The organism is Streptomyces sp. NPDC032472 (assembly GCF_040636955.1).
Classification (GTDB): Bacteria; Actinomycetota; Actinomycetes; order Streptomycetales; family Streptomycetaceae; genus Streptomyces.
In genome coordinates this window covers 1-23,529 of the sequence record NZ_JBEZVK010000018.1, presented here as the reverse complement: position 1 = coordinate 23,529, position 23,529 = coordinate 1, and the positions used below count along the sequence as shown (strand labels likewise).

The window sequence follows — 23,529 nt, the reverse complement described above, 5'->3', positions numbered from 1 at the left end:
CAAACGCCGGCGTTTGAGGCCACCGGGCGCGGAGCCCCGGTTTCGGGAAGGGGCGGGGAGGGGAACCGCTCCGCGTAGCGGCAGCCACCCGCGCGGCGGCGGCGCCCCCCCCCGGCCCGGGGCGGGAGCGACGCGCCGTCAGGGGGGTTGCCCTGCGGGCGGCGGGGCGGGGCTCTGAGAGACTGTGGGCGATGAACGAGACAGCCACGCGCGTGTACGCCGAGATCGATCTTGACGCCGTACGGGCCAACGTCCGCGCCCTGCGCGCACGGGCACCCCGTGCCGCCCTGATGGCCGTCGTCAAGGCGGACGCCTACGGGCACGGCGCCATCCCCTGCGCCCGCGCGGCCCAGGAGGCCGGCGCCACCTGGCTCGGCACCGCCACCCCCCAGGAGGCGCTCGCCCTGCGCGCGGCCGGCATCGGCGGCCGGATCATGTGCTGGCTGTGGACCCCCGGCGGCCCCTGGCAGGAGGCCGTCGAGGCCGACATCGACGTGTCCGTCAGCGGCATGTGGGCGCTGGAGGAGGTGCGGGCCGCCGCCCGCGCGGCCGGCCGCACCGCCCGGATCCAGCTCAAGGCCGACACCGGCCTCGGCCGCAACGGCTGCCAGCCGGCCGACTGGGCGGAGCTCGTCGGCGCGGCCGTCGCCGCCCAGGCCGAGGGCACCGTCCAGGTCACCGGCGTCTGGTCCCACTTCGCCTGCGCCGACGAGCCGGGCCACCCCTCCGTCCCGCTCCAGCTCGCCGCGTTCCGCGACATGCTCGCGTACGCCGAGAAGGAGGGCGTGGAGCCCGAGGTCCGGCACATCGCCAACTCGCCCGCGACGCTGACCCTGCCCGAAAGCCACTTCGACCTCGTGCGCTGCGGCCTCGCCGTCTACGGCGTCTCGCCCGCCCCCGAGCTCGGCACCTCCGAGCAGCTCGGCCTGCGGCCCGCGATGACCCTCAAGGCCTCCGTGGCCCTGGTCAAGACGGTGCCCGCGGGCCACGGCGTCAGTTACGGCCACCACCACGTGACCGAGAGCGAGACCGTTCTCGCGCTGATCCCGGCCGGGTACGCCGACGGGATCCCCCGGCACGCCTCCGGCCGCGGCCCCGTCCTCGTCGGCGGCGGCGTCCACCGCGTCGCCGGGCGCGTCGCCATGGACCAGTTCGTCGTCGACCTCGGCAGCGACGGCGGCCGGGTCCGCGCGGGCGACGAGGCCGTCCTCTTCGGCAGCGGCGCCCACGGCGAGCCCACCGCCGAGGACTGGGCTCAAGCGGCGCACACGATCGCGTATGAGATCGTCACCCGTATCGGCGCGCGGGTACCACGGGTGTACCGCAACGCTTGACGGCCGAGTGCGGACTGCTGAGTGAGGACGGCGTGAGCGAGAACTGGCGCAGGGCCGGCTGGGCCGGAGCGGCCATCGGCGTGATAGCCGCGGGTGCCGCGGCCGGTGTCGCCGTCGAACGGATCACGGTCGGCCGCGGCATGCGCCGCAAGGCGCGCCTGGCCCTCGACGCCACCGGCGACTACGGCTCGCTGCGCGGAACCCGGGGCGCCGCCTACGCCGAGGACGGCACCGAGCTCCACTACGAGGTGGACGAGCTGCCCGAGGAGCCCGCCAAGCGCCAGCGCTCCCGTCCGAGGCTGCGCCGCAAGGCCGAGCCCGCGCCGACGGTCGTGTTCTGCCACGGCTACTGCCTCGCCCAGGACTCCTGGCACTTCCAGCGCGCCGCCCTGCGCGGCACGGTCCGCGCCGTGTACTGGGACCAGCGCAGCCACGGCCGCAGCGCCCGGGGCTTCGCCCAGGCCGACGGCGAGCCGGCGACCATCGACCAGCTCGGCCGCGACCTGAAGGCCGTCATCGACGCCGCCGCCCCCGAGGGCCCGCTGATCCTGGTCGGCCACTCCATGGGCGGTATGACGATCATGGCGCTGGCGGACCAGTTCCCGGAGCTGGTCCGCGACCGGGTCCTCGGCGTGGCCCTGGTCGGCACATCCAGCGGCCGCCTCTCCGAGGTGACGTACGGGCTGCCCGCCGTCGGCATGGGGGCCGTACGCCGGATCCTGCCGCCCGTCCTGAAGGTGCTCGGCTCGCAGGCGGAGCTGGTCGAGCGGGGCCGGCGGGCCACCGCCGACCTGTTCGCCGGCATGATCAAGATGTACTCGTTCGGCGCGCCCCGCGAGGTGGACCCGGGCGTCGCCCGCTTCGCCGAGCGGCTCATCGAGGCCACCCCGATCGACGTGGTCGCCCAGTTCTACCCGGCGTTCCAGGCCCACGACAAGACGGAGGCCCTCCAGCGGTTCGCGGACATCCCCGTCACCGTCATCGCCGGGGACCACGACATGATCACCCCGGCCGCGCACAGCCAGGCCATCAAGGACGCGCTGCCGGCCGCCGAGCTGGTGGTCCTGGAGCGGGCCGGGCACCTGATGATGCTGGAGTACCCGGAGACGGTGACCGGGCTGCTGACCGAGCTGTTCGCGCGCACCGGTGCGGTGCCCGCAGCGGCTAACGTTGGCGGACATGGAAGAAGCACCGCTGGAACCGCCGGCAACCCCCCGCAGCCCGGCACCGCAGCCGGGACCTGAGGCCCCCGCCGCCCAGGCCCGCATCACCGTCGACTCGCCCGGGGCGATGCAGGAGCTCGGCCGCAGCATCGCCGGCCTGCTGCGCCCCGGCGACCTCGTCCTGCTGACCGGCGAGCTCGGAGCGGGCAAGACCACGCTGACCCGCGGGCTGGGCGAGGGGCTCGGCGTGCGCGGTGCCGTGACCTCCCCGACCTTCGTCATCGCCCGGGTGCACCCGTCGCTGCGCGGCGGGCCGGCGCTGGTGCACGTGGACGCGTACCGGCTCGGCGGCGGGCTGGAGGAGATGGAGGACCTGGACCTCGACGTCTCGCTGCCCGAGTCCGTGGTCGTCGTGGAATGGGGCGACGGCAAGGTGGAGGAGCTCTCCGAGGACCGGCTGCACGTGGTGATCGCCCGGGCCGTCGGGCACGAGGAGGTCCTCGACGACGTTCGCGAGGTCTCGGTGCGCGGGATCGGCGCCCGCTGGGCCGCGCCGGACGCGCTGGGGGCCCTGGCCACAGCAGCGGCGGGCTGAGCGTACGGAAGGGGGCGCGCGGGAAAACGTACCGACAACCCGTCGGGAAACATATTGCGCCGACGGAGGCGTACGTGGTGACATGGTACGGAGGGCTGGTTAGGCCTACCTAAGTACGGCCGGCCCGGGCCAGGAGGCAGCCATGTCGGCAGGAGCACCCGGAGCACCCGCACCGCGCGACCCCCGCCCGTCCGCCGTGCCCATGGGGGCGCTGCTCGCGGCCGGCGCGGCCGCGACGGCCGTGTCGACCCCGCCCGCGCGGGTCCGCCGCGCCGGGGCCGACGCCCCGGAGGGGCCCGACCGTCCCGGATCCGGCCGTCCCGCGCCCGGCCGTCCCGCGCCCGGCTCCACCGCGCCCGGACCCACCGCATCCGGCCCGACCGCGCCCGGTCCGGCCGGGGTGCGTGAGGGCGTCGGCGGGCAGGCCGCCCCGGAGTCCGAAGCGGCCTGAGTCACTCGTTTCGCCCCCGTCACACCGTGTCCTCAGGACGGGTGAATCCCGCGCGGAGGTCCGGCCGCGGCATCAGGGCAGGACGACGACCTTCGCGTTGATCGTCGCGAACGCCCACAGCGCATCGCCGTCGGCCCGCGTCATCCGGATGCCGCCGGTCTTCCTGGTCGGGTCGGGCTGCGGCATCTGGCCGTCCACGCGCGCGCTGAAGCCGATCACGATGCCCTCGACGGTGGCGAAGCGCACCACGTGCTCGACCGGCACCCCGTCGGAGCCGGTGACCGACCCCGCGCGCGAGCTCACCAGGTAGGTGCCGGGCTTGGGGTGGGCCGTGCTCGGCATCACCGAGAACGACTTCTGCTCGCGCCCGTCCTGGCCCACCAGCCACACCCGGCGCAGGTTCACCGAGTACACGACGCGCGCGCCGGTGCCGGAGTCGGGCGGCAGGGCCGCCGGCTTCGCCGCCTCGGGGGCGGGCGCGGCCGGGGCGTTGGAAGGGGCCGCGGCCTGCGGGGCGTCCTTCGCGGGGTGCGCGGGCGCGGTCGCGGAGGCCTGGTAGCCGAGGAAACCGACCGCGACGAGCGCCGCGACGGTGAGCCCGGCCACGATTCCCGAGCTGCTGCGTGCCACCTTGCTCCACCTCTCCGCGCTCCTGCGCGCTGCCCCTGTACCGGGGCCGCCCGCCGGGCCGTGCGTGCCCGCGGCCCGGACCCCGGCCGATACCTGGGTCGAAGGTAGCAGCCGGGGTGGCCGGCGACCGGCCGCGCGGGCCCGGGGCCGGGGAGTCGTAGGCTGTTCGCGTGCTCTTGCTCGCCGTAGATACCGCCACGCCCGCCGTCACCGTCGCCCTGCACGACGGGGACTCCGTCCTCGCCGAGTCGAACCAGGTCGACGCCCGCCGCCACGGGGAGCTCCTGCTGCCCTCGGTCGACAAGGTCCTCGCCGAGGCCGGGCTGAAGCTCGAGGCCCTCACCGGCATCGTCGTCGGCGTCGGCCCGGGCCCCTACACCGGGCTGCGCGTCGGCCTCGTCACCGCCTCCACCTTCGCCTCCGTCCTCGGCATCCCCGTGCACGGCCTGTGCACCCTCGACGGCCTCGCGTACGCCGCCGGCGCCGCCGGGATCGAGGGCCCCTTCACCGTCGCCACCGACGCACGGCGCAAGGAGGTCTACTGGGCGCGCTACGAGGACCCGCTGACCCGGGTCGGCGAGCCCGCCGTGGACCGCCCGGCCGAGATCGCCGAGCGGGTCGCCGGGCTGCCGGCGGTGGGCCAGGGCGCGCTGCTCTACCCGGAGGTCTTCACCGACGCCCGCGGCCCCGAGCACCAGAGCGCCGCCGCCCTCGCGGCCCTGGCGGCGCGGAAGCTGGCGGCCGGGCAGGAGTTCCTGCCCCCGACGCCGCTGTACCTGCGCCGGCCCGACGCGCAGGTGCCGAAGAACTACAAGGTGGTCACCCCGCAGTGACGGCAGTACTGCGCGAGATGCGCTGGTGGGACATCGAGCCCGTGCTGGAACTGGAGCAGGAGCTGTTCCCCGAGGACGCCTGGTCCGCCGGAATGTTCTGGTCCGAGCTCGCCCACGCCCGAGGCCCGCACGCCACGCGCCACTACGTGGTGGCCGAGGACGAGGGCACGGGCCGCCTCGTCGGGTACGCCGGGCTGGCCGCCGCCGGCGACCTGGGCGACGTACAGACCATCGCGGCCGCGCGCGACCAGTGGGGGACCGGGCTCGGCGCCCGGCTCCTCACCGACCTGCTGCGCGCCGCCACCGCGTTCGAGTGCGCCGAGGTGCTGCTGGAGGTGCGGGTGGACAACACCCGCGCGCAGAAGCTCTACGAGCGCTTCGGCTTCGAACCGCTCGGCTTCCGCAGGGGCTACTACCAGCCCGGCAACGTCGACGCGCTCGTGATGCGCCTTTCCGATCCCGCACACTCCGTCCCCGCGGACGGACCCGTACAAGGTGAGACCCATGGCTGACGAACCCCTCGTCCTCGGCATCGAGACCTCCTGCGACGAGACCGGCGTCGGCATCGTCCGCGGCACCACCCTGCTGGCGGACGCGGTCGCGTCCAGCGTCGACGAGCACGCCCGCTTCGGCGGCGTCGTGCCCGAGGTGGCCTCCCGCGCCCACCTGGAGGCGATGGTCCCGACCATCGAGCGCGCCCTGAAGGAGGCGGGCGTCAGCGCCCGCGACCTCGACGGCATCGCGGTCACCGCAGGCCCCGGCCTCGCGGGCGCGCTGCTCGTCGGCGTGTCGGCGGCCAAGGCGTACGCGTACGCGCTCGGCAAGCCGCTGTACGGGGTGAACCACCTGGCCTCGCACATCTGCGTGGACCAGCTGGAGCACGGGCCGCTGCCCGAGCCGACCATGGCCCTGCTGGTGTCCGGCGGGCACTCCTCGCTGCTGCTCGCCCCGGACATCACCTCCGACGTACGGCCGCTGGGCGCGACCATCGACGACGCGGCGGGCGAGGCCTTCGACAAGATCGCGCGCGTGCTGCAGCTGGGCTTCCCCGGCGGGCCGGTCATCGACCGGCTGGCCAAGGAGGGCGACCCGAAGGCGATCAACTTCCCGCGCGGGCTGACCGGTTCGCGCGACCCGGTGTACGACTTCTCCTTCTCCGGGCTGAAGACGGCGGTGGCCCGCTGGATCGAGGCCAAACGGAACGCGGGCGAGGAGGTGCCGGTGCGGGACGTGGCGGCGTCCTTCCAGGAGGCCGTGGTGGACGTGCTGACGCGCAAGGCGATCCGCGCGTGCAAGGACGAGGGCGTCGACCACCTGATGATCGGCGGCGGTGTCGCGGCCAACTCGCGCCTGCGGGCGCTGGCGCAGGAGCGCTGCGACGATGCGGGGATCATCCTGCGCGTGCCACGGCCGAAGCTGTGCACGGACAACGGTGCGATGGTGGCGGCGCTCGGCGCGGAGATGGTCAAGCGGAACCGGCCGGCCTCCGACTGGGACCTGTCGGCGGACTCCTCGCTGCCGGTGACGGACCCGCACGTGCCGGGTGCCTCCGGCGGGCAGGAGGAGGAGCACGGGCACGTCGACGGTGCTGCGGCCGGCGGGCACGGCCATGCGCACGGCCGCGGGTCCGGGCACGGGCACGGCCACGGTCATGGGCACGATCACGACCACGTGCACGAGCTCAGCAAGGACAACCTGTACTGATGGGCACCGTCGCGCTGATGTGGGAGGCCCGGGCCGCCGACGGCCGGGGCAACGAGCTGCTGGAGTGGGCCCGTTCGCAGGTCCTGGAGCTGGAGCGCGATCCGGTGCGGCGCGAGGTGTTCCGGGCGCCGCAGGACCGGGTGCTGGTCATCACCTGGTGGGAGGCGGCCGAGGGGCTGGCCGGGGAGTTCCCCCAAATCCCCGAGCCCGCCGCAGATCTGATCACCCGTCCGGTGCACCGCTGGCGGTTCGAGTCGGTGGAGGCCGCGGGGCGGGCCTGAGCGACGGGGTGCGGCCCGGCCGGGCGATCCGGTCCGGGATCCGGCGGCACCGGCCGGATATGGTCATGTGCATGCCTCGCCGTGACCTGCCGCCCCCGCCGCCGCCCGTGGACCTGCGCCCCTGGCCGGACGAGACCGCCGCACGGGCCGACCGCGCGCGCATCCTGCAGGAGCTGGGCCGGCTCAGCCTCGGCCTGGACCGGCTGCTGCTGCTCTGGGCCGTCGCCGCGGTCTTCGCGCTCGGCTGGTCCTTCGTCGGCATGGCGCTGATGTCCTTCGAGAGCCCCGAGGCGTTCTCCGCCGTCTTCGGGGTCGTCTTCGCGGTGCTGGGGGCCGGGGTGCTCGTCCCGGGCGGGTTCTGGTTCGCGCGCGGCGCCCGCCGCGACCGGGAGGTGCGCCGGCTGCTGCGGGCCTGGGCCGCCTGCGACCGCGACCCGGCCGCCGACGCCCGGCTGCGCGCGCCGGGGCTGAGCCTGGCCTGGGTGCTGGCCTCCTTCGTGCCCGCCGCGTTCGGGCTGTACGTGGCCTTCGCCGCCGCGGCCTCGGCCCGGCCGGGGGAGACCACGTACGGCGAGGTGGCGTACTACATGGGCCTCGGCATGGTCCTGTGGATCACCGGCCTGCTGGGCCTGGCCAAGGCCGGCGCGCACTACCGCTGGGCGGTGCGCGCCGTACGCCGGCCTACGGGGCGCTGACCGGCGAGCCGATCAGCATCGAGGGGGCGCCCGCGACGCGGGTCAGGAACACAGTCGCCGCGTGCGGGCCCTGCGGCTTGACCTTCTTGCGGAGCTCCTCCGGCTCGATGGCCGAGCCGCGCTTCTTCACGGTCAGGATGCCGACCTCGCGCTCGCGCAGCAGCGCCTTGAGCTTCTTCAGGCCGAACGGGAGCACGTCGGTGATCTCGTACGCGGTCGCGTAGGGCGTGGGGGTCAGCTCGTCGGCGGTGACGTAGGCGATGGTGGGGTCGATGAGGCGGCCGCCGAGCCGTTCGGCGACCTCCGCGACGAGGTGGGCCCGGATGACGGCCCCGTCGGGCTCGTAGAGGTACCGCCCGACGGGCCCGACCGGGGCCTCGCCGACGGGGCCGGAGCTGCGGAGCGTGCGCGGCCCGGGCAGCAGCGTGGCCCGCACCACGGGCCCCCCGGCCGACACCGCGCCCGGCCCGGCCCCGACCCGCCCGGCCCCGACCCGCCCGGCTCCGCCGTCCGGTCCCGCCGGCGCTGCGGCCGCCGCGTCGCCCGCGCCCGGCCCGTCGGCCGGCTCCGTGACCGGCCCGCCGGCGGGGGTCGCAAGGCCGCTCGGGGTCGGGGCTCCCTGCGGGGCTGGTCCCCTACCCGCCCTTCCCCCGTTCCCCGGGCTCCGCCCGGACCCGGCCCGCCCGGCTCCGCCGTCCGGCGCCGCCGGCGCTGCGGCCGGTGCCTCGTCCGCGGCCGGCGCGCCGGTTGCGGTGGCGGGGGCGCCGTCCGGGACCGCTCCTGCGGTCGCCCCGGCGTCCCGTGCCGACCCGGACCCGGCCAGCCCGGCCCCACCGTCCGGCGCCGCGGCCGCCGCCTCGCTCGTGGCCGGCTTGCCGGTTGCCGCGGCGGGGCGGCCGGCCGGGGTCTCACCGGCGGTCGAGTCCGTGACCGGCTCCCCGGCGGCCGGGGGCGCGACGGCGGGGCGGGAGTCGGGGGTGCCGAACCACAGGACGGCTTCCTTCACGTCGCCGTGGTCGGAGATCCATTCCGCTTCGGCGCCGGCGGGGACCGCCTCGTGGGGGATGCCCGGGGCGATCTTGATGGCGGCCACCCTCGCCGCGCGGGCCGTTTCCACCGCCCATGACAGCGGGGGTGAGTAGGCCTCCGGGTCGAAGATGCGGCCGCGGCCGCCGCGCCGGGCGGGGTCGATGAAGACGGCGTCGTAGCCGGTGGTGTCGACCGTGGTCACATCCGCCTCCCGGACCTCGATCAGCTCCGCCAGTCCCAGCGCCTCGGCGTTGGCCCGGGCGACCGCGGCGGTCAGCGGGTCGCGGTCCACGGCCAGCACCCGGATGCCGAGCCGGGCCAGGGCCAGGGCGTCCCCGCCGATCCCGCAGCACAGGTCGGCGACGCTGCGCACGCCGAGCGCCGCGAGCCGTCCGGCCCGGTACGCGGCCACCGTGGCCCGGGTGGCCATCTCCGCGCCGCCGGGGGTGAAGTACATCCGGAACGCGTCCTCGGCGCCGAACTTCGCCACCGCGCGCTGCCGCAGCCGGGCCTGCCCGAGCGCGGCGGAGACCAGGTGGGCCGGATGGTCGCGGCGCAGCCGGGTGGCGACGGCGAGCTCCTGGGCCGGGTCGTGGTCGCGCAGGGAGTCCAGGAGGGCGCGGCCCTCGGGGGTCAGCAGGTCGGCGAAGTCTTCGGGCGTCACTCATTCATTGTCGGCCAGTGTGGGCCACCCGGTGGAAGGTCGCCGCCCGCGCGCGGTGTCGGCCGCGCGGCGCGCGCACGCGGTGCCAGGATGCCCAGCTATGCAGCTTGTGCGACAAAAGGAACATACGACGCTTCACGGTCGCCGGCGCGGAGCCGGCCCGCGCGGCCGGACCGGGGTGGCCCTGGCCGCCCTGCTGGTCGCCGCCCTGGGAACCGCCTGCGGCTCGGCGGAGTCCGGTTCACCCGTCCGGACCAAGCCCGGCAAGGGCGCCGAGGCGGCGGGCGGGCCCGCCGCGCCCCTCACCGCCGAGCAGCAGAAGACCGCCCGGCAGGCCGTCATCGCCGCGGCGAAGAAGTGGAAGCTGGCCAAGCCGCCGCTGGCCGCGCCGCCGGCGCCCAAGACGAAGCCGGAGATCACCACCCGTGACGGCTTCGAGGTCGACAGCCAGGAGAACCTCCCGCCGGTCTTCACGACCGTCCCGACGGAGGACAAGGTCGTCTTCCTGACCATCGACGACGGCGCGGAGAAGGACCCCGAGTTCCTGAAGATGATGAAGGAGCTGAGGATCCCGTATACGGCGTTCCTCAACGACTACCTCATCCGCGACAACTACGGCTACTTCAAGGAGATGCAGGACGCCGGCGTCACCCTGGACAACCACACCCTCAACCACCGCTACCTGCCCGCGCTCACCTACGAGCAGCAGCGCGAGGAGATCTGCGGCCAGCAGGACGTCATGCAGAGGGAGTTCGGCAAGCGCCCGGCGCTGCTCCGTCCGCCGTACGGGAACTACAACGAGGACACGCTCAAGGCGGCCAAGTCCTGTGGTGTCAAAGCGGTTCCGCTCTGGAACGCCGAGGCGTTCCCGGACCGGTGGGACTACCGTGAATGGGACCGAGAGCTGCATCCCGGAGATATCATCCTCACGCATTTCCGGGGGCGCGAGGACTGGAAGGGCTCCATGCCTGACATGATCCGTAACGTCATGAAGACCGTCACGGACAAGGGGTATGCCGTGGCCCGCTTGGAGGACTACCTGTGAAGTACGCGCGCCGGTTGACGGCCGGAACGCTGGCGGCCGGCGCGCTCGCCCTGTCCCTGACGGGGTGCGGGAACAGCGTGGACCCGATCGAACGACTGGGCCGCAAGACCACCGACGGGCACGCCACCCCGTCGGCCTCCGCGGCGGCGTCGGCTTCCCCGAGCGGGTCCCCCTCGGCGGCGAGCCCCGGGGACCAGGCATACAGGAAGTGGGGGCTGAACGCCCCGGTGCAGTTCGCGCCGAAGCCCGCGCAGAAGCCGGTCCTGCCGCCGCCGGCCCCCGGCAAGGCCCAGGTGGTGGACCGAATACCTGTCCCCGCGGGCGAGAAGATCGTCTTCCTGACCTTCGACGACGGTGCCGAGAAGGACCCCGAGTTCCTGAAGATGGCGGCCGACCTCAAGCTGCCGATCAGCATGTTCCTGACGGACAACATCGCCTCGTCGGACTACGGCCACTTCGAGAAGATCCGCGACAACGGCTCCGGCAGCACGATAAACAACCACACGCTGACCCACCCGAACCTGCGCACGCTGCCCTTCGCGGCGCAGAAGAAGGAGATATGCGGTCAGCAGGAGCGCCTGGAGAAGCGCTTCGGCGCCAAGCCCACCCGCTTCCGCCCGCCGTACGGCAACTACAACGACGACACCCTCAAGGCGGCCGCCGAGTGCGGCATCACGCAGGTCGTGCTGTGGAAGGCGTCGATGCAGATCAACGACTTCCAGTACGCCGAGGGCTCGGCCCTCAAGCCGGGCGACATCATCCTGGCCCACTTCCGCGGCCCCTCCGAGCTCAAGGGCGAGAACGAGGTCCAGATGACCCGGCACATGCTGGAGAGCATCCAGCGCCAGGGCTACCGCATAGGCCGCCTGGAGGACTGGCTCTGACGGGCTGACGGGCTGACGGGCTGACGGGCTGCCCGGCCGCCCCCGCCGGACCGGGTCGCCCCTTCGGCCGTCATCCGGCCGGGCGCGCAGCGGATGCCGGATGCCGCCGGGTTCGCCAAGCTGCGAGTAACGGCTGCCAGCACCCGCACAGACGAGGACCGAGCCATGCACCGCTCGCACCGCTCCCGGCGTATCACCGTCATCGCAGGGGCCTCGCTCCTGCTGCTCACCGCCACGGCCTGCTCGGCCGGCAAGACCACCGTGGGCGAGCTCAGCTTCCGCGCCGAGGACTCGCCGGTCGAGGTCAGCCACTCGAACACCCCAGTCCAGGGCTGCCACCGCATCCTCCTGCCGCGCGGCGCGAGCCACGTGCACAACAACACGCTGCTCGACGTCGTGCTCTACCGGACGCCGGACTGCAAGAAGTTCGACAAGGCGGACGGCATCTACGTCGCCACCACCCTGTCGAACGACACCGCCCCCGGCACCCTGCCCTGGCGCAGCTTCACCGTGGTCCACTGAGCGCGACCACCGGGGTGATCGTCGTCTCCACCGGGCCGCGGCTGTCCGCCTCCCGCTGCCGCTCCGCGCTGTCGCTGATGCGCAGCAGCAGGGCGATCATGATCCAGTTGGCCAGCAGGGACGAGCCGCCCTTCGCCAGGAACGGCAGCGCCTTGCCGGTCAGCGGGATCAGCCCGGTCACGCCGCCCGCCACCACGAAGACCTGCAGGGCCAGGGCCGCCGACAGGCCGACCGCCAGCAGCTTGCCGAAGGGGTCGCGGGCGCCCAGCGCCATCCGCAGCCCCCGCTGCACGAGCAGGGCGTACAGGAGCAGGACGGCCATGACCCCGGCCAGGCCGAGCTCCTCGCCCACCGTCGTCAGGATGAAGTCGCTGCGGCCCGCGAACTTGATCAGCTCCGGGTGGCCCATGCCGAGCCCCGTGCCCGACATGCCGCCGGTGCCGAAGCTGAACAGGGCCTGCGCCGACTGGTCGGAGTTGACGCCCGGCGGCCGGTCCTTCCAGTAGTACGACAGCGGGTTCAGCCAGGCCGCCACGCGCGCCTTGACGTGGGGCTCGGTGGAGCCGACCACGAAGGCGCCCCCCGCGGCCATGAGCAGGCCGCACACGATCCAGCTGGTGCGCTCCGTGGCCACGTACAGCATCACCACGAAGACGCCGAAGAAGATCAGCGAGGTGCCCAGGTCGCGCTCGAAGACCAGCACCAGCAGCGAGACGATCCACACCGTGACGATGGGCGCGAGCTGGCGCATCGGGGGCAGCCGCATGCCCAGGAACTTCCGGCCGGCCAGGGCCAGGGAGTCGCGGTGGATCACCAGGTAGCCCGCGAAGAAGACCGCGATCATGATCTTCACGAACTCGCCGGGCTGCGCGGAGAAGCCGCCGACGACGATCCAGCGCTTGGCGCCGTAGGTGTCCGCGGGGGAGAAGGCCGGCGCGATCAGCAGCACCAGCGCGACGGCCATGGTGAGGAAGATGAACCGCTGGAGCAGCCGGTGGTCGCGCAGCAGCGCCACCACCAGCAGGCAGGCGGCGACCCCGATCACCGTCCAGACCAGCTGGCCGGGCGCATTGGCCTCGGCCCCGTACCGCTCGATGTAGGACTGGTCGAGCCGGTGCAGCAGGACGAGCCCGAGCCCGGACAGCAGCATGGCCAGCGGGAGGATCAGGGGATCGGCGTACGCCGCGAAGCGGCGCACGCCGAGGTGGGCCACCAGCGCCAGCAGGGTGAGGCTGATGGTGAAACCGGTGAGGTTCGCCGGGAGCTCGCCGTTGAGGGCGAGGCTCGCGCTCGCGTGCCCGAGGACGGCGATGCCGATGACGAAGACGAGGAGCAGGGCCTCGGTCCGGCGGCGGGCGCCGGCGGTCGTCAGCGGTCTCAGTCCCCGCACGGCTGTCCGATCCGGTCGGCATTGAGGCGTTTTAGCTTCATATCGTGCAAGACGTAAAACACCGCCCGATGGTTCCTTCGGGCCCTTCGGAAGGGCTCCGAACCGCAGGGTTTCGGCCGAGTGTGGCCGGGGAGTGCTGTGGGCACGCTCCGAATCCGGGACTCGGACGGAGCGTGTTGGCACTCCGCTTGACCGAGTGCTAATCGCCGGAATAGTCTCGCACCTGGCACTCGCCCCCGGTGAGTGCCAACACAGCGACGGGCAGGTCCGGCACCCGCGACGACGGATCCACCTGGTCGCCACCTCAGACAGTTAACCCCGTGAGATCTCCGAAGGGGGAGGTCGGATCGTGACGACCGCCAGCTCCAAGGTTGCCATCAAGCCGCTTGAGGACCGCATCGTGGTCCAGCCGCTCGACGCCGAGCAGACCACGGCCTCCGGCCTGGTCATCCCGGACACCGCGAAGGAGAAGCCCCAGGAGGGCGTCGTCCTCGCCGTGGGCCCGGGCCGCTTCGAGGACGGCCAGCGTCTCCCGCTGGACGTCAGCGTCGGCGACATCGTGCTGTACAGCAAGTACGGCGGCACCGAAGTGAAGTACAGCGGCGAGGAGTACCTCGTCCTCTCGGCTCGCGACGTGCTCGCGATCATCGAGAAGTAATTCGCTTCACCGCACTGCTTTGAGCTGCGCCCCTGGTCACCCCGCTGATTGCCGGGCGGCGAGGGGCGCGGTTCGTTGAAACCCGAGTTTTCCGAGAGGGCTGAACCGCTCCCATGGCGAAGATCCTGAAGTTCGACGAGGACGCCCGTCGCGCCCTCGAGCGCGGCGTCAACAAGCTTGCCGACACGGTCAAGGTGACGATCGGCCCCAAGGGCCGCAACGTCGTCATCGACAAGAAGTTCGGCGCCCCCACCATCACCAACGACGGTGTCACCATCGCCCGCGAGGTCGAGCTGGACGACCCGTACGAGAACCTCGGTGCGCAGCTGGTGAAGGAGGTGGCGACCAAGACCAACGACATCGCGGGTGACGGCACCACCACCGCCACGGTCCTGGCCCAGGCGCTGGTCCGCGAGGGCCTGCGCAACGTCGCCGCCGGCGCCTCCCCGGCCGCCCTGAAGAAGGGCATCGACGCGGCGGTCAAGGCGGTCTCCGAGGAGCTCCTCGCCACCGCCCGCCCGATCGAGGACAAGTCCGACATCGCCGCCGTGGCCGCGCTGTCCGCCCAGGACCAGCAGGTCGGCGAGCTCATCGCCGAGGCGATGGACAAGGTCGGCAAGGACGGTGTCATCACCGTCGAGGAGTCCAACGCCTTCGGCCTGGAGCTCGAGTTCACCGAGGGCATGGCCTTCGACAAGGGCTACCTGTCGCCGTACTTCGTCACGGACCAGGAGCGCATGGAGGCGGTCCTCGAGGACCCCTACATCCTGATCCACCAGGGCAAGATCTCCTCGATCCAGGACCTGCTGCCGCTGCTGGAGAAGGTCATCCAGGCGGGTGGCTCCAAGCCGCTGCTGATCATCGCCGAGGACGTCGAGGGCGAGGCCCTGTCGACCCTGGTCGTCAACAAGATCCGCGGCACCTTCAACGCGGTCGCCGTCAAGGCTCCGGGCTTCGGTGACCGCCGCAAGGCGATGCTGCAGGACATGGCCACCCTCACCGGTGCCACCGTCATCGCCGAGGAGGTCGGCCTCAAGCTCGACCAGGCCGGTCTGGACATCCTGGGCACCGCGCGCCGCGTGACCATCAGCAAGGACGACACCACCATCGTCGACGGCGCCGGCTCCTCCGACGACGTCCTGGGCCGCGTCAACCAGATCAAGGCCGAGATCGAGGCGACCGACTCGGACTGGGACCGCGAGAAGCTGCAGGAGCGCCTGGCGAAGCTCGCCGGCGGCGTCTGCGTCATCAAGGTCGGCGCCGCCACCGAGGTGGAGCTCAAGGAGAAGAAGCACCGTCTGGAGGACGCCATCTCCGCGACCCGCGCCGCGGTCGAGGAGGGCATCGTCTCCGGTGGTGGCTCCGCGCTCGTCCACGCCGTGAAGGTGCTCGGCGACAACCTGGGCCTGACCGGCGACGAGGGCACGGGTGTCGCGGTCGTCCGCCGCGCCGCCGTCGAGCCGCTGCGCTGGATCGCCGAGAACGCCGGCCTCGAGGGCTACGTCATCACCTCGAAGGTGGCGGAGCTCGACAAGGGCCAGGGCTTCAACGCCGCCACCGGCGAGTACGGCGACCTGGTCAAGGCCGGCGTCATCGACCCGGTCAAGGTCACCCGCTCCGCCCTGGAGAACGCCGCCTCCATCGCCTCCCTGCTGCTCACGACCGAGACCCTGGTCGTCGAGAAGCCGGCCGAGGAGGAGGCCGACGCCCACGGTCACGGCCACGGTCACGGCCACAGCCACTGACCCGTCGGGGTCCTGACCGCGCCGGGCGCTGACCCGTCGGGGTCCTGACCGCGCCGAAAGGCCCCGGTCCGCCACCGCTGTCCAGCGGTGGCGGACCGGGGCCTTCGCCGTGTGCGGCCCCGCCCGACGGGGCTGCTACACCCACGCCTGCGCCACGCCTGCGCCGCGCCCGCGCCTACATCGCGCCGAGCTCCCGCATGACGCGCATGACGTCGTAGTGCCACCAGCCTTCCTTGATCATTCCGTCCTCGCACCGGAAGACCGTGGTGCCGGTCATCGTGCAGGTCTTGCCGGTCGGGGCGATGCCCATGAACTCGCCCTTGTGCTTGCCGGTCCAGGTCCACAGCGTGGTCACGTAGTCGTCCTGGGCCATCTGCGCGTCACGGGTGAAGGAGAAGTCGAAGGCGCTGCGCCACATCTGCACGTCCTCGCGGATGCCCTCGCGCCCGATCTTGTCGACGGGGTTGCTGATGTCGTGGTCGCGGTAGTCGGCCGCGAAGATCTCCTCGACGGCGTCCATGTCGCCCCTCATCGCGACGTCGTCGAACATCCGGTTCACGCACAGGGTGTTGAGGTGCTCGTCGCGGACCACGTCGAGGTTGGTGAAGCGGGGCATCCCGTCGCAGAGAGCCACCATCTCCTGGAACATCCTGTCCGTCTCCGGGAGGTGAGAGTTCTTCATGGCGTCTTCGTACGACGGGAATTCGACCACGTCGACAAAGTGCGTCTCGGATTCCCGGTCCCTGCCGATGACGCTGTGCGTCACGGTGCGCTTGCCGTTGGTCTGTTCCAGATAGCGGTCGAGCAGATCGTTGACGGCCTCGGGCCTGCTGGTCTCATAATCGACAATTTGTACGAATGTCATGGTGTCTCCCGGGCTGGAAGGGATGCATCCATTTTAGGGAGATTTCATCCGTTCGGCCGGTTTGTCGATGCAGGCCGCCCGGCCGTCGCCCCCGCTACCGGGGCCCGTACTTGCGGCCCGTGCGCGAGGACAGTCCGCCCAGCAGCCCGCGCGGCGCCAGCTTCACCACACCCATCAGCGCCTTGTACCGCGGGTCCGGGATCGACACCGTCCTGCCGCGGGCCAGGTCGTCCAGGGCCGCGGCCACCAACTTGTCTGCGTCCAGCCACATCCAGCCGGGGATGTTGTCCGTGCCCATGCCGGCCCGCTGGTGGAACTCCGTGCGCACGAAGCCCGGGCACAGCGCCATCAGCCGCACGCCCGAACCCGCCAGGTCCCGCGCCGCGCCCTGCGTGAACTGCACGACCCAGGCCTTGCTGGCCCCGTACGTCCCGCGCGGTACGAACGCCGCCACCGAGGCCACGTTGACCACGCCGCCCCGGCCGCGCGAGCGCATCGACTCGGTGGCCGCCGAGGTCAGCCGCAGCACGGCCTCGACGTGCACCTTCAGCATGGCCAGCTCGTCGGCCATGGCCACCTCGAGGTAGCGGCCCTTGTTGCCGAACCCGGCGTTGTTCACCAGCAGGTCCACCGGGTGCGTGCGGTCGCCGAGGCGCTGCTCGACCGCCGCGATGCCCTCCTCGGTGGACAGGTCGGCGGCCAGCACCTCGGCCTCGATGCCGTGCCGGTCGTGCAGCTCGGTGGCCTGTTCGGCGAGCCGCTTGGTGTCCCGGGCCACCAGGACCAGGTTGTGGCCCCGCGCGGCCAGCCGGCGGGCGAAGGCGGCGCCGATGCCCGCCGTGGATCCAGTGATCAACGCAGTCGTCATAGCCGCAACCTAGCCGCCCCGGGCGGCGGGCCGGTGCGGGCCCGCCATGGCGGTACCACTTCGTCCGCTTTCCTGCCGCACGCGCGCCGCCGGTGATCGCGCATGCGTCGCCGGGCGGCTACTTCCCGTACTTCTCGATGTACTTGTGCACCTTCGCGTGCGCCTGTGGCTCCATCGCCGCGCCCGCCGCGAGCGTGCGCGGCAGCAGCGCGCGCTCCGTGGTGAACGCGCGGAACCACAGCCCGACGGTCACGTCGTGGTCCGGACGGCTCAGCACCTCGACCGTGTCGCCGGGCGAGACCGGGCCCTCCTGCACCACGCGCAGGTACGCGCCCGGCCGCACGGCCTCGGTGTACCGCCTGACCCAGGCCTGCTCGCCCAGCGCCCCCTGGAAGGTGCGGCACGGGATGCGGCCCGAGGCCACCTCCAGGACCAGCTCCGCGCCGATCCGCCAGCGCTCGCCGAGCAGGGCGCCGTTCACGTCGATGCCGGAGGTGGTGAGGTTCTCGCCGAAGATCCCGCCGGGCAGCTCGCGCCCCAACTGCCCCTCCCACCAGTCCAGGTCCTCGCGGGCGTACGCGTACACCGCCTGGTGGTCGCCGCCGTGGTGGCGCAGGTCGCAGACGGTGTCGCCCTCCACGCCGCTCGCGCCGACGCCCCTGGGGCCCGGGGCGAAGACGTGGACCGGGCCGGGGACCGGCCGCTTGCCTATGCCCGTCACCCCGCCCTCGGCGTCGGTGTGCTCGGAGGCCGTCGCTCGGCCGGTGTTCACGGAGATCACATGCATGGGCGCCATGAGAGCACACGCCGGCCGGGGCCCGGGAGTCCTCAAAGCGGCGCCGGAATATTGGCGCGGCCTTCAAAGCGGGGCTTATGCTCGAAGGGTGATCGAGGCACGTCATCTCCGCGTCCTGCGCGCCGTGGCCGCTACCGGCTCCTTCTCCGCCGCCGCCCGCGAACTCGGCTGCACCCAGCCCGCCGTCTCCCAGCAGATGAAGGCGCTGGAGCAGTCGGCCGGCACCCCGCTGATCGTCCGCGCAGGCCGCGAGATGCGGCTGACGCAGGCCGGCGCCGCGCTGGTCCGGCACGCCGCCGGGATCCTCGCCGGGCTCACCGCCGCCGAGGAGGAGGTCGCGGCCATCGCCGGGCTGCGCGCCGGGCGGGTGCGGCTCGTGTCCTTCCCGAGCGGCAGCTCCACCCTGGTGCCGACCGCGCTCGCCGCGATGCGGGCCGAGCACCCGGGGACCCGGATCTCGCTGGTCGAGGCGGAGCCGCCGCGCTCGGTGGAGATGCTGCGCGACGGCGACTGCGACGTGGCGCTGGCCTTCCGCTACGCATCGGCCCCGGGTGCCGTTTCCGGTGCGGGTCCGGACGGCGGGCGGGCCGCCGCCTCGGACGCCCCCGCCGAGTGGGACGACCTCGTCGTACGGCCGCTGCTGACGGACCGGCTCGTCGGGCTGGTCCCCGAGGGGCACCGGCTGGCCGGGGCCGAGCGGGTGGGCATGGCGGAGCTCGCGGACGAGCCGTGGATCGCGGGGTGCCCGCGCTGCCGCCGCCATCTGGTCGAGGTGTGCGAGGACGCGGGCTTCACCCCGCGCATCGACTTCGCCACCGACGACTACCCGGCCGTGGCCGGCCTCGTCGGGGCCGGGCTGGGCGTCGCGGTGCTGCCGGAGCTCGCGGTGGAGTCCGTACGGGCCAAGGGCGTGAGCATGCTGGCCGTGGAGCCGGCCGTCGAACGCGAGATCGTGGCGCTGACCCTGCCCGACCTGGCCCGCGTACCGGCCGTGGCCGCGACCCTCGCCCAGCTGGAGCGGGCCGCCGTCCGCTGAGGCGCGCACCGGCGTCGCGTGCGCGCCCGCGCGGCCGTACGGAGGCCCGCCCCTGCGCGCCCGCGCGGCCGTACGGGGCCCGCCCCCGGCCAGAGGAAACGTTCCTTCTCTCGCCCCGTCAGTCCGGGGCGGTCCGTCCGATCGTGCTCGACGCGGGGATCAGTCGATGGCGGGCGCGGCCCATCAGCTCCTCGCGCTCGTCCTCGGTGAGGCCGCCCCACACCCCGTAGGGCTCGCGGACGGCCAGGGCGTGCGCGGCGCATTCCGAACGCACCGGGCAGCGCATGCAGACCTCTTTAGCCGAGGCCTCACGCGCACTCCTGGCCGCACCGCGCTCGCCCTCGGGGTGGAAGAAGAGGGAGCTGTCGACTCCCCGGCAGGCGGCCAGCAGCTGCCAGTCCCAGAGGTCGGCGTTCGGTCCGGGGAGGCGGGAGAAATCTGCCATGGGTAGTCCTCTTGGTGCCGGTACTGAGACGGATACGGTCCAAGTCTCCACACCTACTGTCGTAGTAGATGTAAATATGACTCATTGGGAATCTAGCCTCAGACACGTGCCAAACGGAAGGAAAGCCGCCAAATAGGGCATACCTCCAGATGGAGGACGACTGGCGAGTGGCGCCAGTCGTGTGATCGCGTCCTCACGTAGAGTGCCGAAGGTGTCCGTCCGACCCGTAACTCTTTCGAGTGACCATCGTTGAGAGAGCGAAGGCGGTTGAACCAACAAGTTCCCGGACAGGTGTCCGAGAGCATCGACCGCACAGGTGACGATACGTACCAGCCTGGAGGCTCAAGGTGACGCGCATCAGCAGCTGCGGAGGGCGGTCATGACTTCCGTCCTCGTCTGCGACGACTCCCCGCTTGCCCGAGAGGCGCTCCGTCGCGCGGTTGCCACCGTGCCCGGCGTCGAGCGTGTGACGACGGCTGCCAACGGCGAGGAAGTCCTCCGCCGCTGGGGTGCCGACCGCTCCGACCTGATTCTGATGGACGTACGGATGCCCGGGCTAGGCGGTGTGGAGACGGTGCGCCGGCTGCTCTCGGCCGACCCCGGCGCCCGCATCATCATGCTGACCGTGGCGGAGGACCTCGACGGGGTGGCCCTCGCGGTCGCCGCCGGTGCCCGCGGCTACCTGCACAAGGACGCCTCCCGCGCCGAACTGCGGGCCACGGTGACCCAGGCCCTCGCCGATCCGACCTGGCGCCTGGCGCCGCGCCGGCTCCGCTCGGCCGAGATGGGCGCCGCGCCCACGCTCACCGCGCGCGAGATCCAGGTGCTGGAGGGCATGAGCCACGGCCGGTCCAACGCGGAGATCGGGCGCGAGCTCTTCCTCTCCGAGGACACGGTCAAGACGCACGCCCGCCGGCTCTTCAAGAAGCTGGGCGCCTCCGACCGGGCGCACGCCGTGGCGCTCGGGTTCCGCTGGGGCCTGGTCCGCTGACCGCGCTCCCGCGGGCCGGACGCTGAGGGCCGGACGCCGAGCGGTCCCGTCCGCCGCAGGCGGGCGGGGCGGCGCGCACCGGGCGCGACGTGTCCCTCCGGGGCGCGACGCGGATCCGGGCGGCCGCCGATCCGCCGATCCGCCGTTCCGCGGATCGCCGATCCGGGAACCGGTCCGTATCCGTCCCGTCGCACCCCGTGCGTAGCGGGGGGTTGGCGGGGCACAATCCGGGGGACGTGTCGCTTCGTGCGCGATGCCGCATGCTTGAGGGTGTGGCGCATTTTCTGGGATGGGGCCTCGGGGACTATTCGGGCGAGCGGGAGGGGAGGGCGCAGTGAAGAGTTCAGGCGCACCCGCTCATAACGCTTCGATGCACAACACGGGCCGAGGTGCCGCGAACGCTCCGGCGCCAAGGCACCATGGATTGATGCGCGACGACGAGGCCCTGGGCTCCTCCGCGGCCACAGGGCCCGCGGGAGCCGCCAAAGGCGGCAGCGCCGGGGCCGTCAGTGCGCTGGTGCGCCGCGCCGTGGAAGGCGACGAGCAGGCCACACACGACCTGCTCGCCTTCGTGCACCCCCTGGCCATCCGCTACTGCCGCACCCGGCTCTCGCGGCTGCCCGGGGACGCCCGCCACTTCGTCGAGGACCTGGCGCAGGAGGTCTGCGTCGCCGTCCTGATGGCGCTGCCGCGCTACCGGGACACCGGCCGCCCCTTCGAGGCCTTCGTCTTCGCCATCGCCGCGCACAAGGTCGCCGACCTCCAGCGGGCCGCCATGCGCCACCCCGGCAGCACGGCCGTGCCCTCCGACGAGATGCCCGAGCGGCCAGACGACTCCCTGGGCCCCGAGGAGCGCGCCCTGCTCAGCAGCGACGCCGCCTGGGCCCGCAAGCTCCTGGCCAACCTGCCCGAGACGCAGCGCGAGCTCCTCGTGCTGCGCGTCGCCGTCGGGCTGACCGCCGAGGAGACCGGCCAGATGCTCGGGATGTCCCCGGGCGCGGTGCGGGTCGCCCAGCACCGGGCGCTCAGCCGGCTGCGGGCACTCGCCGAGCAGTAGCAGCGGGTGGTTCGACCCCTCCGGAGATCCCCGATCAATAGGAGGAAGCCACGAAAATTGGGAGTGATCTCGCTCGTGGAATGAGACGCGTCCCGATCCCGTTAGCATGGACATCCGCGCTGAGCAAGACCATTTGGGAAGGTGTCATGACTGTCAACTCCGACGGAGTGCCCGACAAATTCGCTGCGCTCGGGCTTACGTACGACGACGTCCTGCTGCTGCCGGGCGCGTCGGACATGGCACCGGACGAGATCGACACTTCCTCCCTCATCTCGCGGAACGTCCGCGTCAACGTCCCGCTGCTCTCCGCGGCGATGGACAAGGTGACCGAGTCCCGCATGGCCATCGCGATGGCCCGCCAGGGCGGCGTCGGCGTGCTGCACCGCAACCTCTCCATCGCCGACCAGGCCAACCAGGTCGACCTGGTCAAGCGCTCCGAGTCCGGCATGGTCACCGACCCGATCACGGTGCACCCGGACGCCACGCTGCGCGAGGCCGACGAGCTGTGCGCCAAGTTCCGCATCTCCGGCGTCCCGGTCACCGACCCCGCCGGCAGGCTGCTCGGCATCGTCACCAACCGCGACATGGCCTTCGAGTCGGACCGCAGCCGCCAGGTGCGCGAGGTCATGACCCCGATGCCGCTGGTCACCGGCAAGGTCGGCATCTCCGGCGTGGACGCCATGGAGCTGCTGCGCCGCCACAAGATCGAGAAGCTGCCGCTGGTCGACGACGCGGGCGTCCTCAAGGGCCTTATCACCGTCAAGGACTTCGTCAAGGCGGAGAAGTACCCCAACGCCGCCAAGGACAAGGACGGCCGCCTCCTGGTCGGCGCCGCGGTCGGCGTCGCGGGCGACGCGTACGAGCGCGCCCAGGCCCTGATCGAGGCCGGTGCCGACTTCATCGTCGTCGACACCGCGCACGGCCACTCCCGCCTGGTCGGCGACATGGTCGCCAAGATCAAGTCGAACTCGTCCGTCGACGTCATCGGCGGCAACGTCGCCACCCGTGACGGCGCCCAGGCGCTCGTCGACGCCGGCTGCGACGGCATCAAGGTCGGCGTCGGCCCCGGCTCCATCTGCACCACCCGCGTCGTCGCCGGCATCGGCGTCCCGCAGGTCACCGCGATCTACGAGGCCTCGCTGGCCGCCAAGGCCGCGGGCGTCCCGGTCATCGGCGACGGCGGCCTGCAGTACTCCGGCGACATCGCCAAGGCCCTGGTCGCGGGCGCCGACACGGTGATGCTCGGCTCGCTGCTCGCGGGCTGCGAGGAGTCCCCGGGCGAGCTGCTCTTCATCAACGGCAAGCAGTTCAAGTCCTACCGCGGCATGGGCTCGCTCGGCGCGATGCAGTCCCGTGGCGACCGGAAGTCCTTCTCCAAGGACCGGTACTTCCAGGAGGGCGTGGGCGGCGACGACAAGCTCATCCCCGAGGGCATCGAGGGCCAGGTCCCCTACCGCGGCCCGCTCGCGGCGGTCGTCCACCAGCTGGTCGGCGGTCTGCGGCAGTCGATGTTCTACGTCGGCGGCCGTACGGTGCCGGAGCTCCAGGACCGCGGCCGGTTCGTGCGGATCACCTCGGCGGGCCTCAAGGAGAGCCACCCGCACGACATCCAGATGACGGTCGAGGCCCCGAACTACAGCCGTCAGGGCTGACGCCCTCTCGACCCTGCCCGAGGGGCGGACCCGGACACCCCGGGGCCGCCCCTCGCCCGTTCCGCCGCGGGCGGCTGCCGCTGCGCTCAAACGCCGCGCGGGCTGGATAGTGCCGCTGCGCGGCACTATCCAGCCCCGCCGGCGTTTGAGGTGTTAGGAAGATAAAAAGTCTGATATCCAGTGACAATTTCAAGAA

At 72.7% G+C, this 23,529-nt stretch carries 25 protein-coding genes and 1 pseudogene; 18 read left to right on the top strand and 8 right to left on the bottom strand.

The window, feature by feature from the left end:
* Positions 1-191 precede the first annotated feature (191 nt).
* From alr to AB0F11_RS14395, 4 genes are all read left to right on the top strand, one after another.
* A complete protein-coding gene (gene alr / locus AB0F11_RS14410; RefSeq protein WP_362172399.1) occupies positions 192-1,334 on the top strand; it encodes an alanine racemase in 1,143 nt (380 codons plus the stop codon).
* 32 nt (positions 1,335-1,366) lie between these two features.
* Positions 1,367-2,578, top strand: a complete 1,212-nt coding sequence (locus AB0F11_RS14405; RefSeq protein WP_362172396.1) for an alpha/beta hydrolase — start codon at positions 1,367-1,369, stop codon at positions 2,576-2,578.
* 46 nt (positions 2,579-2,624) lie between these two features.
* Positions 2,625-3,092 carry a tRNA (adenosine(37)-N6)-threonylcarbamoyltransferase complex ATPase subunit type 1 TsaE gene (tsaE, locus tag AB0F11_RS14400; protein WP_361917957.1) on the top strand — a complete coding sequence of 156 codons (468 nt, stop codon included), beginning with the start codon at positions 2,625-2,627 and terminating at the stop codon, positions 3,090-3,092.
* Positions 3,093-3,234: 142 nt separating this feature from the next.
* The gene (locus tag AB0F11_RS14395) at positions 3,235-3,543 is read left to right on the top strand and encodes a hypothetical protein (protein WP_362172393.1); all 309 of its coding nucleotides are present in this window, start codon (positions 3,235-3,237) and stop codon (positions 3,541-3,543) included.
* A 72-nt stretch (positions 3,544-3,615) separates the two neighbouring features.
* Here AB0F11_RS14395 and AB0F11_RS14390 read toward each other — a convergent pair whose 3' ends face one another.
* Positions 3,616-4,173, bottom strand: coding sequence for a hypothetical protein (locus AB0F11_RS14390; RefSeq protein WP_362172390.1), 558 nt, complete (start codon positions 4,171-4,173; stop codon positions 3,616-3,618).
* Positions 4,174-4,343: 170 nt separating this feature from the next.
* Between AB0F11_RS14390 and tsaB the strand changes: the two genes are divergently transcribed.
* From tsaB to AB0F11_RS14365, 5 genes are all read left to right on the top strand, one after another.
* Positions 4,344-5,006, top strand: coding sequence for a tRNA (adenosine(37)-N6)-threonylcarbamoyltransferase complex dimerization subunit type 1 TsaB (gene tsaB / locus AB0F11_RS14385; RefSeq protein WP_362172387.1), 663 nt, complete (start codon positions 4,344-4,346; stop codon positions 5,004-5,006).
* A 17-nt stretch (positions 5,007-5,023) separates the two neighbouring features.
* On the top strand, positions 5,024-5,518 hold the full coding sequence (rimI, locus tag AB0F11_RS14380) for a ribosomal protein S18-alanine N-acetyltransferase (RefSeq protein WP_361917954.1): 495 nt from the start codon (positions 5,024-5,026) through the stop codon (positions 5,516-5,518).
* Entirely contained in the window at positions 5,511-6,710 is a 1,200-nt protein-coding gene (gene tsaD, locus AB0F11_RS14375; protein WP_362172384.1) for a tRNA (adenosine(37)-N6)-threonylcarbamoyltransferase complex transferase subunit TsaD, read from the top strand. Before rimI ends, tsaD begins: the two co-directional genes overlap by 8 nt.
* A complete protein-coding gene (locus AB0F11_RS14370; protein WP_362172381.1) occupies positions 6,710-6,991 on the top strand; it encodes a hypothetical protein in 282 nt (93 codons plus the stop codon). The genes tsaD and AB0F11_RS14370 overlap by 1 nt, the downstream gene beginning before the upstream one ends.
* A 71-nt stretch (positions 6,992-7,062) precedes the next feature.
* Positions 7,063-7,686 carry a hypothetical protein gene (locus AB0F11_RS14365; RefSeq protein ID WP_362172378.1) on the top strand — a complete coding sequence of 208 codons (624 nt, stop codon included), beginning with the start codon at positions 7,063-7,065 and terminating at the stop codon, positions 7,684-7,686.
* Here the strand turns inward: AB0F11_RS14365 and AB0F11_RS14360 are convergent.
* Together AB0F11_RS14360 and AB0F11_RS14355 are read right to left on the bottom strand one after the other, a co-directional pair.
* Complete coding sequence (locus AB0F11_RS14360) at positions 7,673-8,845, bottom strand: SAM-dependent methyltransferase (RefSeq protein WP_362172632.1); 1,173 nt, start codon at positions 8,843-8,845, stop codon at positions 7,673-7,675. The genes AB0F11_RS14365 and AB0F11_RS14360 overlap by 14 nt on opposite strands.
* A gap of 90 nt (positions 8,846-8,935) precedes the next feature.
* Positions 8,936-9,145 (bottom strand): annotated as a pseudogene (locus AB0F11_RS14355) (SAM-dependent methyltransferase); the annotation flags it as partial.
* 412 nt (positions 9,146-9,557) lie between these two features.
* Here AB0F11_RS14355 and AB0F11_RS14350 point away from each other — a divergent pair.
* The 3 genes from AB0F11_RS14350 (at position 9,558) to AB0F11_RS14340 (ending at position 11,830) form a co-directional block, all read left to right on the top strand.
* Entirely contained in the window at positions 9,558-10,424 is an 867-nt protein-coding gene (locus tag AB0F11_RS14350; RefSeq protein ID WP_362172375.1) for a polysaccharide deacetylase family protein, read from the top strand.
* Positions 10,421-11,308 (top strand): polysaccharide deacetylase family protein, encoded by an 888-nt coding sequence (locus AB0F11_RS14345; protein WP_362172373.1) that lies wholly within the window; start codon positions 10,421-10,423, stop codon positions 11,306-11,308. Before AB0F11_RS14350 ends, AB0F11_RS14345 begins: the two co-directional genes overlap by 4 nt.
* Before the next feature lie 165 nt (positions 11,309-11,473).
* Complete coding sequence (locus AB0F11_RS14340; RefSeq protein ID WP_362172370.1) at positions 11,474-11,830, top strand: hypothetical protein; 357 nt, start codon at positions 11,474-11,476, stop codon at positions 11,828-11,830.
* Here AB0F11_RS14340 and AB0F11_RS14335 read toward each other — a convergent pair.
* Positions 11,814-13,220: an FtsW/RodA/SpoVE family cell cycle protein gene (locus AB0F11_RS14335; protein WP_362172367.1), complete on the bottom strand. Its 1,407-nt coding sequence runs from the start codon at positions 13,218-13,220 to the stop codon at positions 11,814-11,816. The two genes, AB0F11_RS14340 and AB0F11_RS14335, sit on opposite strands and share 17 nt — an antisense overlap.
* 349 nt (positions 13,221-13,569) lie before the next feature.
* Here AB0F11_RS14335 and groES point away from each other — a divergent pair, with 349 nt between their 5' ends.
* Both groES and groL read left to right on the top strand, forming a co-directional pair.
* On the top strand, positions 13,570-13,878 hold the full coding sequence (gene groES / locus AB0F11_RS14330) for a co-chaperone GroES (protein ID WP_179174625.1): 309 nt from the start codon (positions 13,570-13,572) through the stop codon (positions 13,876-13,878).
* A 113-nt stretch (positions 13,879-13,991) separates the two neighbouring features.
* On the top strand, positions 13,992-15,623 hold the full coding sequence (gene groL, locus AB0F11_RS14325) for a chaperonin GroEL (RefSeq protein WP_362172364.1): 1,632 nt from the start codon (positions 13,992-13,994) through the stop codon (positions 15,621-15,623).
* A gap of 175 nt (positions 15,624-15,798) precedes the next feature.
* Here the strand turns inward: groL and AB0F11_RS14320 are convergent, their stop codons facing one another.
* The 3 genes from AB0F11_RS14320 to AB0F11_RS14310 all read right to left on the bottom strand — a co-directional run bounded on the left by AB0F11_RS14320 (position 15,799) and on the right by AB0F11_RS14310 (position 18,143).
* The gene (locus AB0F11_RS14320) at positions 15,799-16,488 is read right to left on the bottom strand and encodes an ester cyclase (protein WP_362172362.1); all 690 of its coding nucleotides are present in this window, start codon (positions 16,486-16,488) and stop codon (positions 15,799-15,801) included.
* 94 nt (positions 16,489-16,582) lie between these two features.
* Complete coding sequence (locus AB0F11_RS14315; protein ID WP_362172360.1) at positions 16,583-17,356, bottom strand: SDR family NAD(P)-dependent oxidoreductase; 774 nt, start codon at positions 17,354-17,356, stop codon at positions 16,583-16,585.
* Between the two features lie 118 nt (positions 17,357-17,474).
* Entirely contained in the window at positions 17,475-18,143 is a 669-nt protein-coding gene (locus AB0F11_RS14310) for an MOSC domain-containing protein (RefSeq protein WP_362172358.1), read from the bottom strand.
* A gap of 97 nt (positions 18,144-18,240) precedes the next feature.
* Between AB0F11_RS14310 and AB0F11_RS14305 the strand changes: the two genes are divergently transcribed.
* Complete coding sequence (locus AB0F11_RS14305; RefSeq protein ID WP_362172356.1) at positions 18,241-19,188, top strand: LysR family transcriptional regulator; 948 nt, start codon at positions 18,241-18,243, stop codon at positions 19,186-19,188.
* A 118-nt stretch (positions 19,189-19,306) separates the two neighbouring features.
* Here AB0F11_RS14305 and AB0F11_RS14300 read toward each other — a convergent pair whose 3' ends face one another.
* Positions 19,307-19,633 carry a WhiB family transcriptional regulator gene (locus tag AB0F11_RS14300; RefSeq protein WP_362172354.1) on the bottom strand — a complete coding sequence of 109 codons (327 nt, stop codon included), beginning with the start codon at positions 19,631-19,633 and terminating at the stop codon, positions 19,307-19,309.
* Between the two features lie 379 nt (positions 19,634-20,012).
* Here AB0F11_RS14300 and AB0F11_RS14295 point away from each other — a divergent pair, with 379 nt between their 5' ends.
* From AB0F11_RS14295 to guaB, 3 genes are all read left to right on the top strand, one after another.
* A complete protein-coding gene (locus AB0F11_RS14295) occupies positions 20,013-20,624 on the top strand; it encodes a response regulator transcription factor (RefSeq protein ID WP_003948568.1) in 612 nt (203 codons plus the stop codon).
* A gap of 427 nt (positions 20,625-21,051) precedes the next feature.
* Positions 21,052-21,681, top strand: coding sequence for a sigma-70 family RNA polymerase sigma factor (locus AB0F11_RS14290; RefSeq protein ID WP_362172352.1), 630 nt, complete (start codon positions 21,052-21,054; stop codon positions 21,679-21,681).
* A 146-nt stretch (positions 21,682-21,827) separates the two neighbouring features.
* Entirely contained in the window at positions 21,828-23,333 is a 1,506-nt protein-coding gene (guaB, locus tag AB0F11_RS14285) for an IMP dehydrogenase (RefSeq protein WP_362172350.1), read from the top strand.
* Positions 23,334-23,529: the final 196 nt, after the last annotated feature.

Excerpts from the sequence above, each read along its gene's own strand:
- alr (WP_362172399.1), top strand. The coding sequence starts at position 192 with ATGAACGAGACAGCCACGCGCGTGTACGCCGAGATCGATCTTGACGCC.
- tsaE (WP_361917957.1), top strand. The coding sequence starts at position 2,625 with ATGCAGGAGCTCGGCCGCAGCATCGCCGGCCTGCTGCGCCCCGGCGAC.
- AB0F11_RS14395 (WP_362172393.1), top strand. The coding sequence starts at position 3,235 with ATGTCGGCAGGAGCACCCGGAGCACCCGCACCGCGCGACCCCCGCCCG.
- rimI (WP_361917954.1), top strand. The coding sequence starts at position 5,024 with ATGCGCTGGTGGGACATCGAGCCCGTGCTGGAACTGGAGCAGGAGCTG.
- tsaD (WP_362172384.1), top strand. The coding sequence starts at position 5,511 with ATGGCTGACGAACCCCTCGTCCTCGGCATCGAGACCTCCTGCGACGAG.
- AB0F11_RS14370 (WP_362172381.1), top strand. The coding sequence starts at position 6,710 with ATGGGCACCGTCGCGCTGATGTGGGAGGCCCGGGCCGCCGACGGCCGG.
- AB0F11_RS14365 (WP_362172378.1), top strand. The coding sequence starts at position 7,063 with ATGCCTCGCCGTGACCTGCCGCCCCCGCCGCCGCCCGTGGACCTGCGC.
- AB0F11_RS14340 (WP_362172370.1), top strand. The coding sequence starts at position 11,474 with ATGCACCGCTCGCACCGCTCCCGGCGTATCACCGTCATCGCAGGGGCC.
- groL (WP_362172364.1), top strand. The coding sequence starts at position 13,992 with ATGGCGAAGATCCTGAAGTTCGACGAGGACGCCCGTCGCGCCCTCGAG.
- AB0F11_RS14320 (WP_362172362.1), bottom strand. The coding sequence starts at position 16,488 with ATGACATTCGTACAAATTGTCGATTATGAGACCAGCAGGCCCGAGGCC.
- AB0F11_RS14315 (WP_362172360.1), bottom strand. The coding sequence starts at position 17,356 with ATGACGACTGCGTTGATCACTGGATCCACGGCGGGCATCGGCGCCGCC.
- AB0F11_RS14310 (WP_362172358.1), bottom strand. The coding sequence starts at position 18,143 with ATGCATGTGATCTCCGTGAACACCGGCCGAGCGACGGCCTCCGAGCAC.
- AB0F11_RS14300 (WP_362172354.1), bottom strand. The coding sequence starts at position 19,633 with ATGGCAGATTTCTCCCGCCTCCCCGGACCGAACGCCGACCTCTGGGAC.
- AB0F11_RS14295 (WP_003948568.1), top strand. The coding sequence starts at position 20,013 with ATGACTTCCGTCCTCGTCTGCGACGACTCCCCGCTTGCCCGAGAGGCG.
- AB0F11_RS14290 (WP_362172352.1), top strand. The coding sequence starts at position 21,052 with ATGCGCGACGACGAGGCCCTGGGCTCCTCCGCGGCCACAGGGCCCGCG.
- guaB (WP_362172350.1), top strand. The coding sequence starts at position 21,828 with ATGACTGTCAACTCCGACGGAGTGCCCGACAAATTCGCTGCGCTCGGG.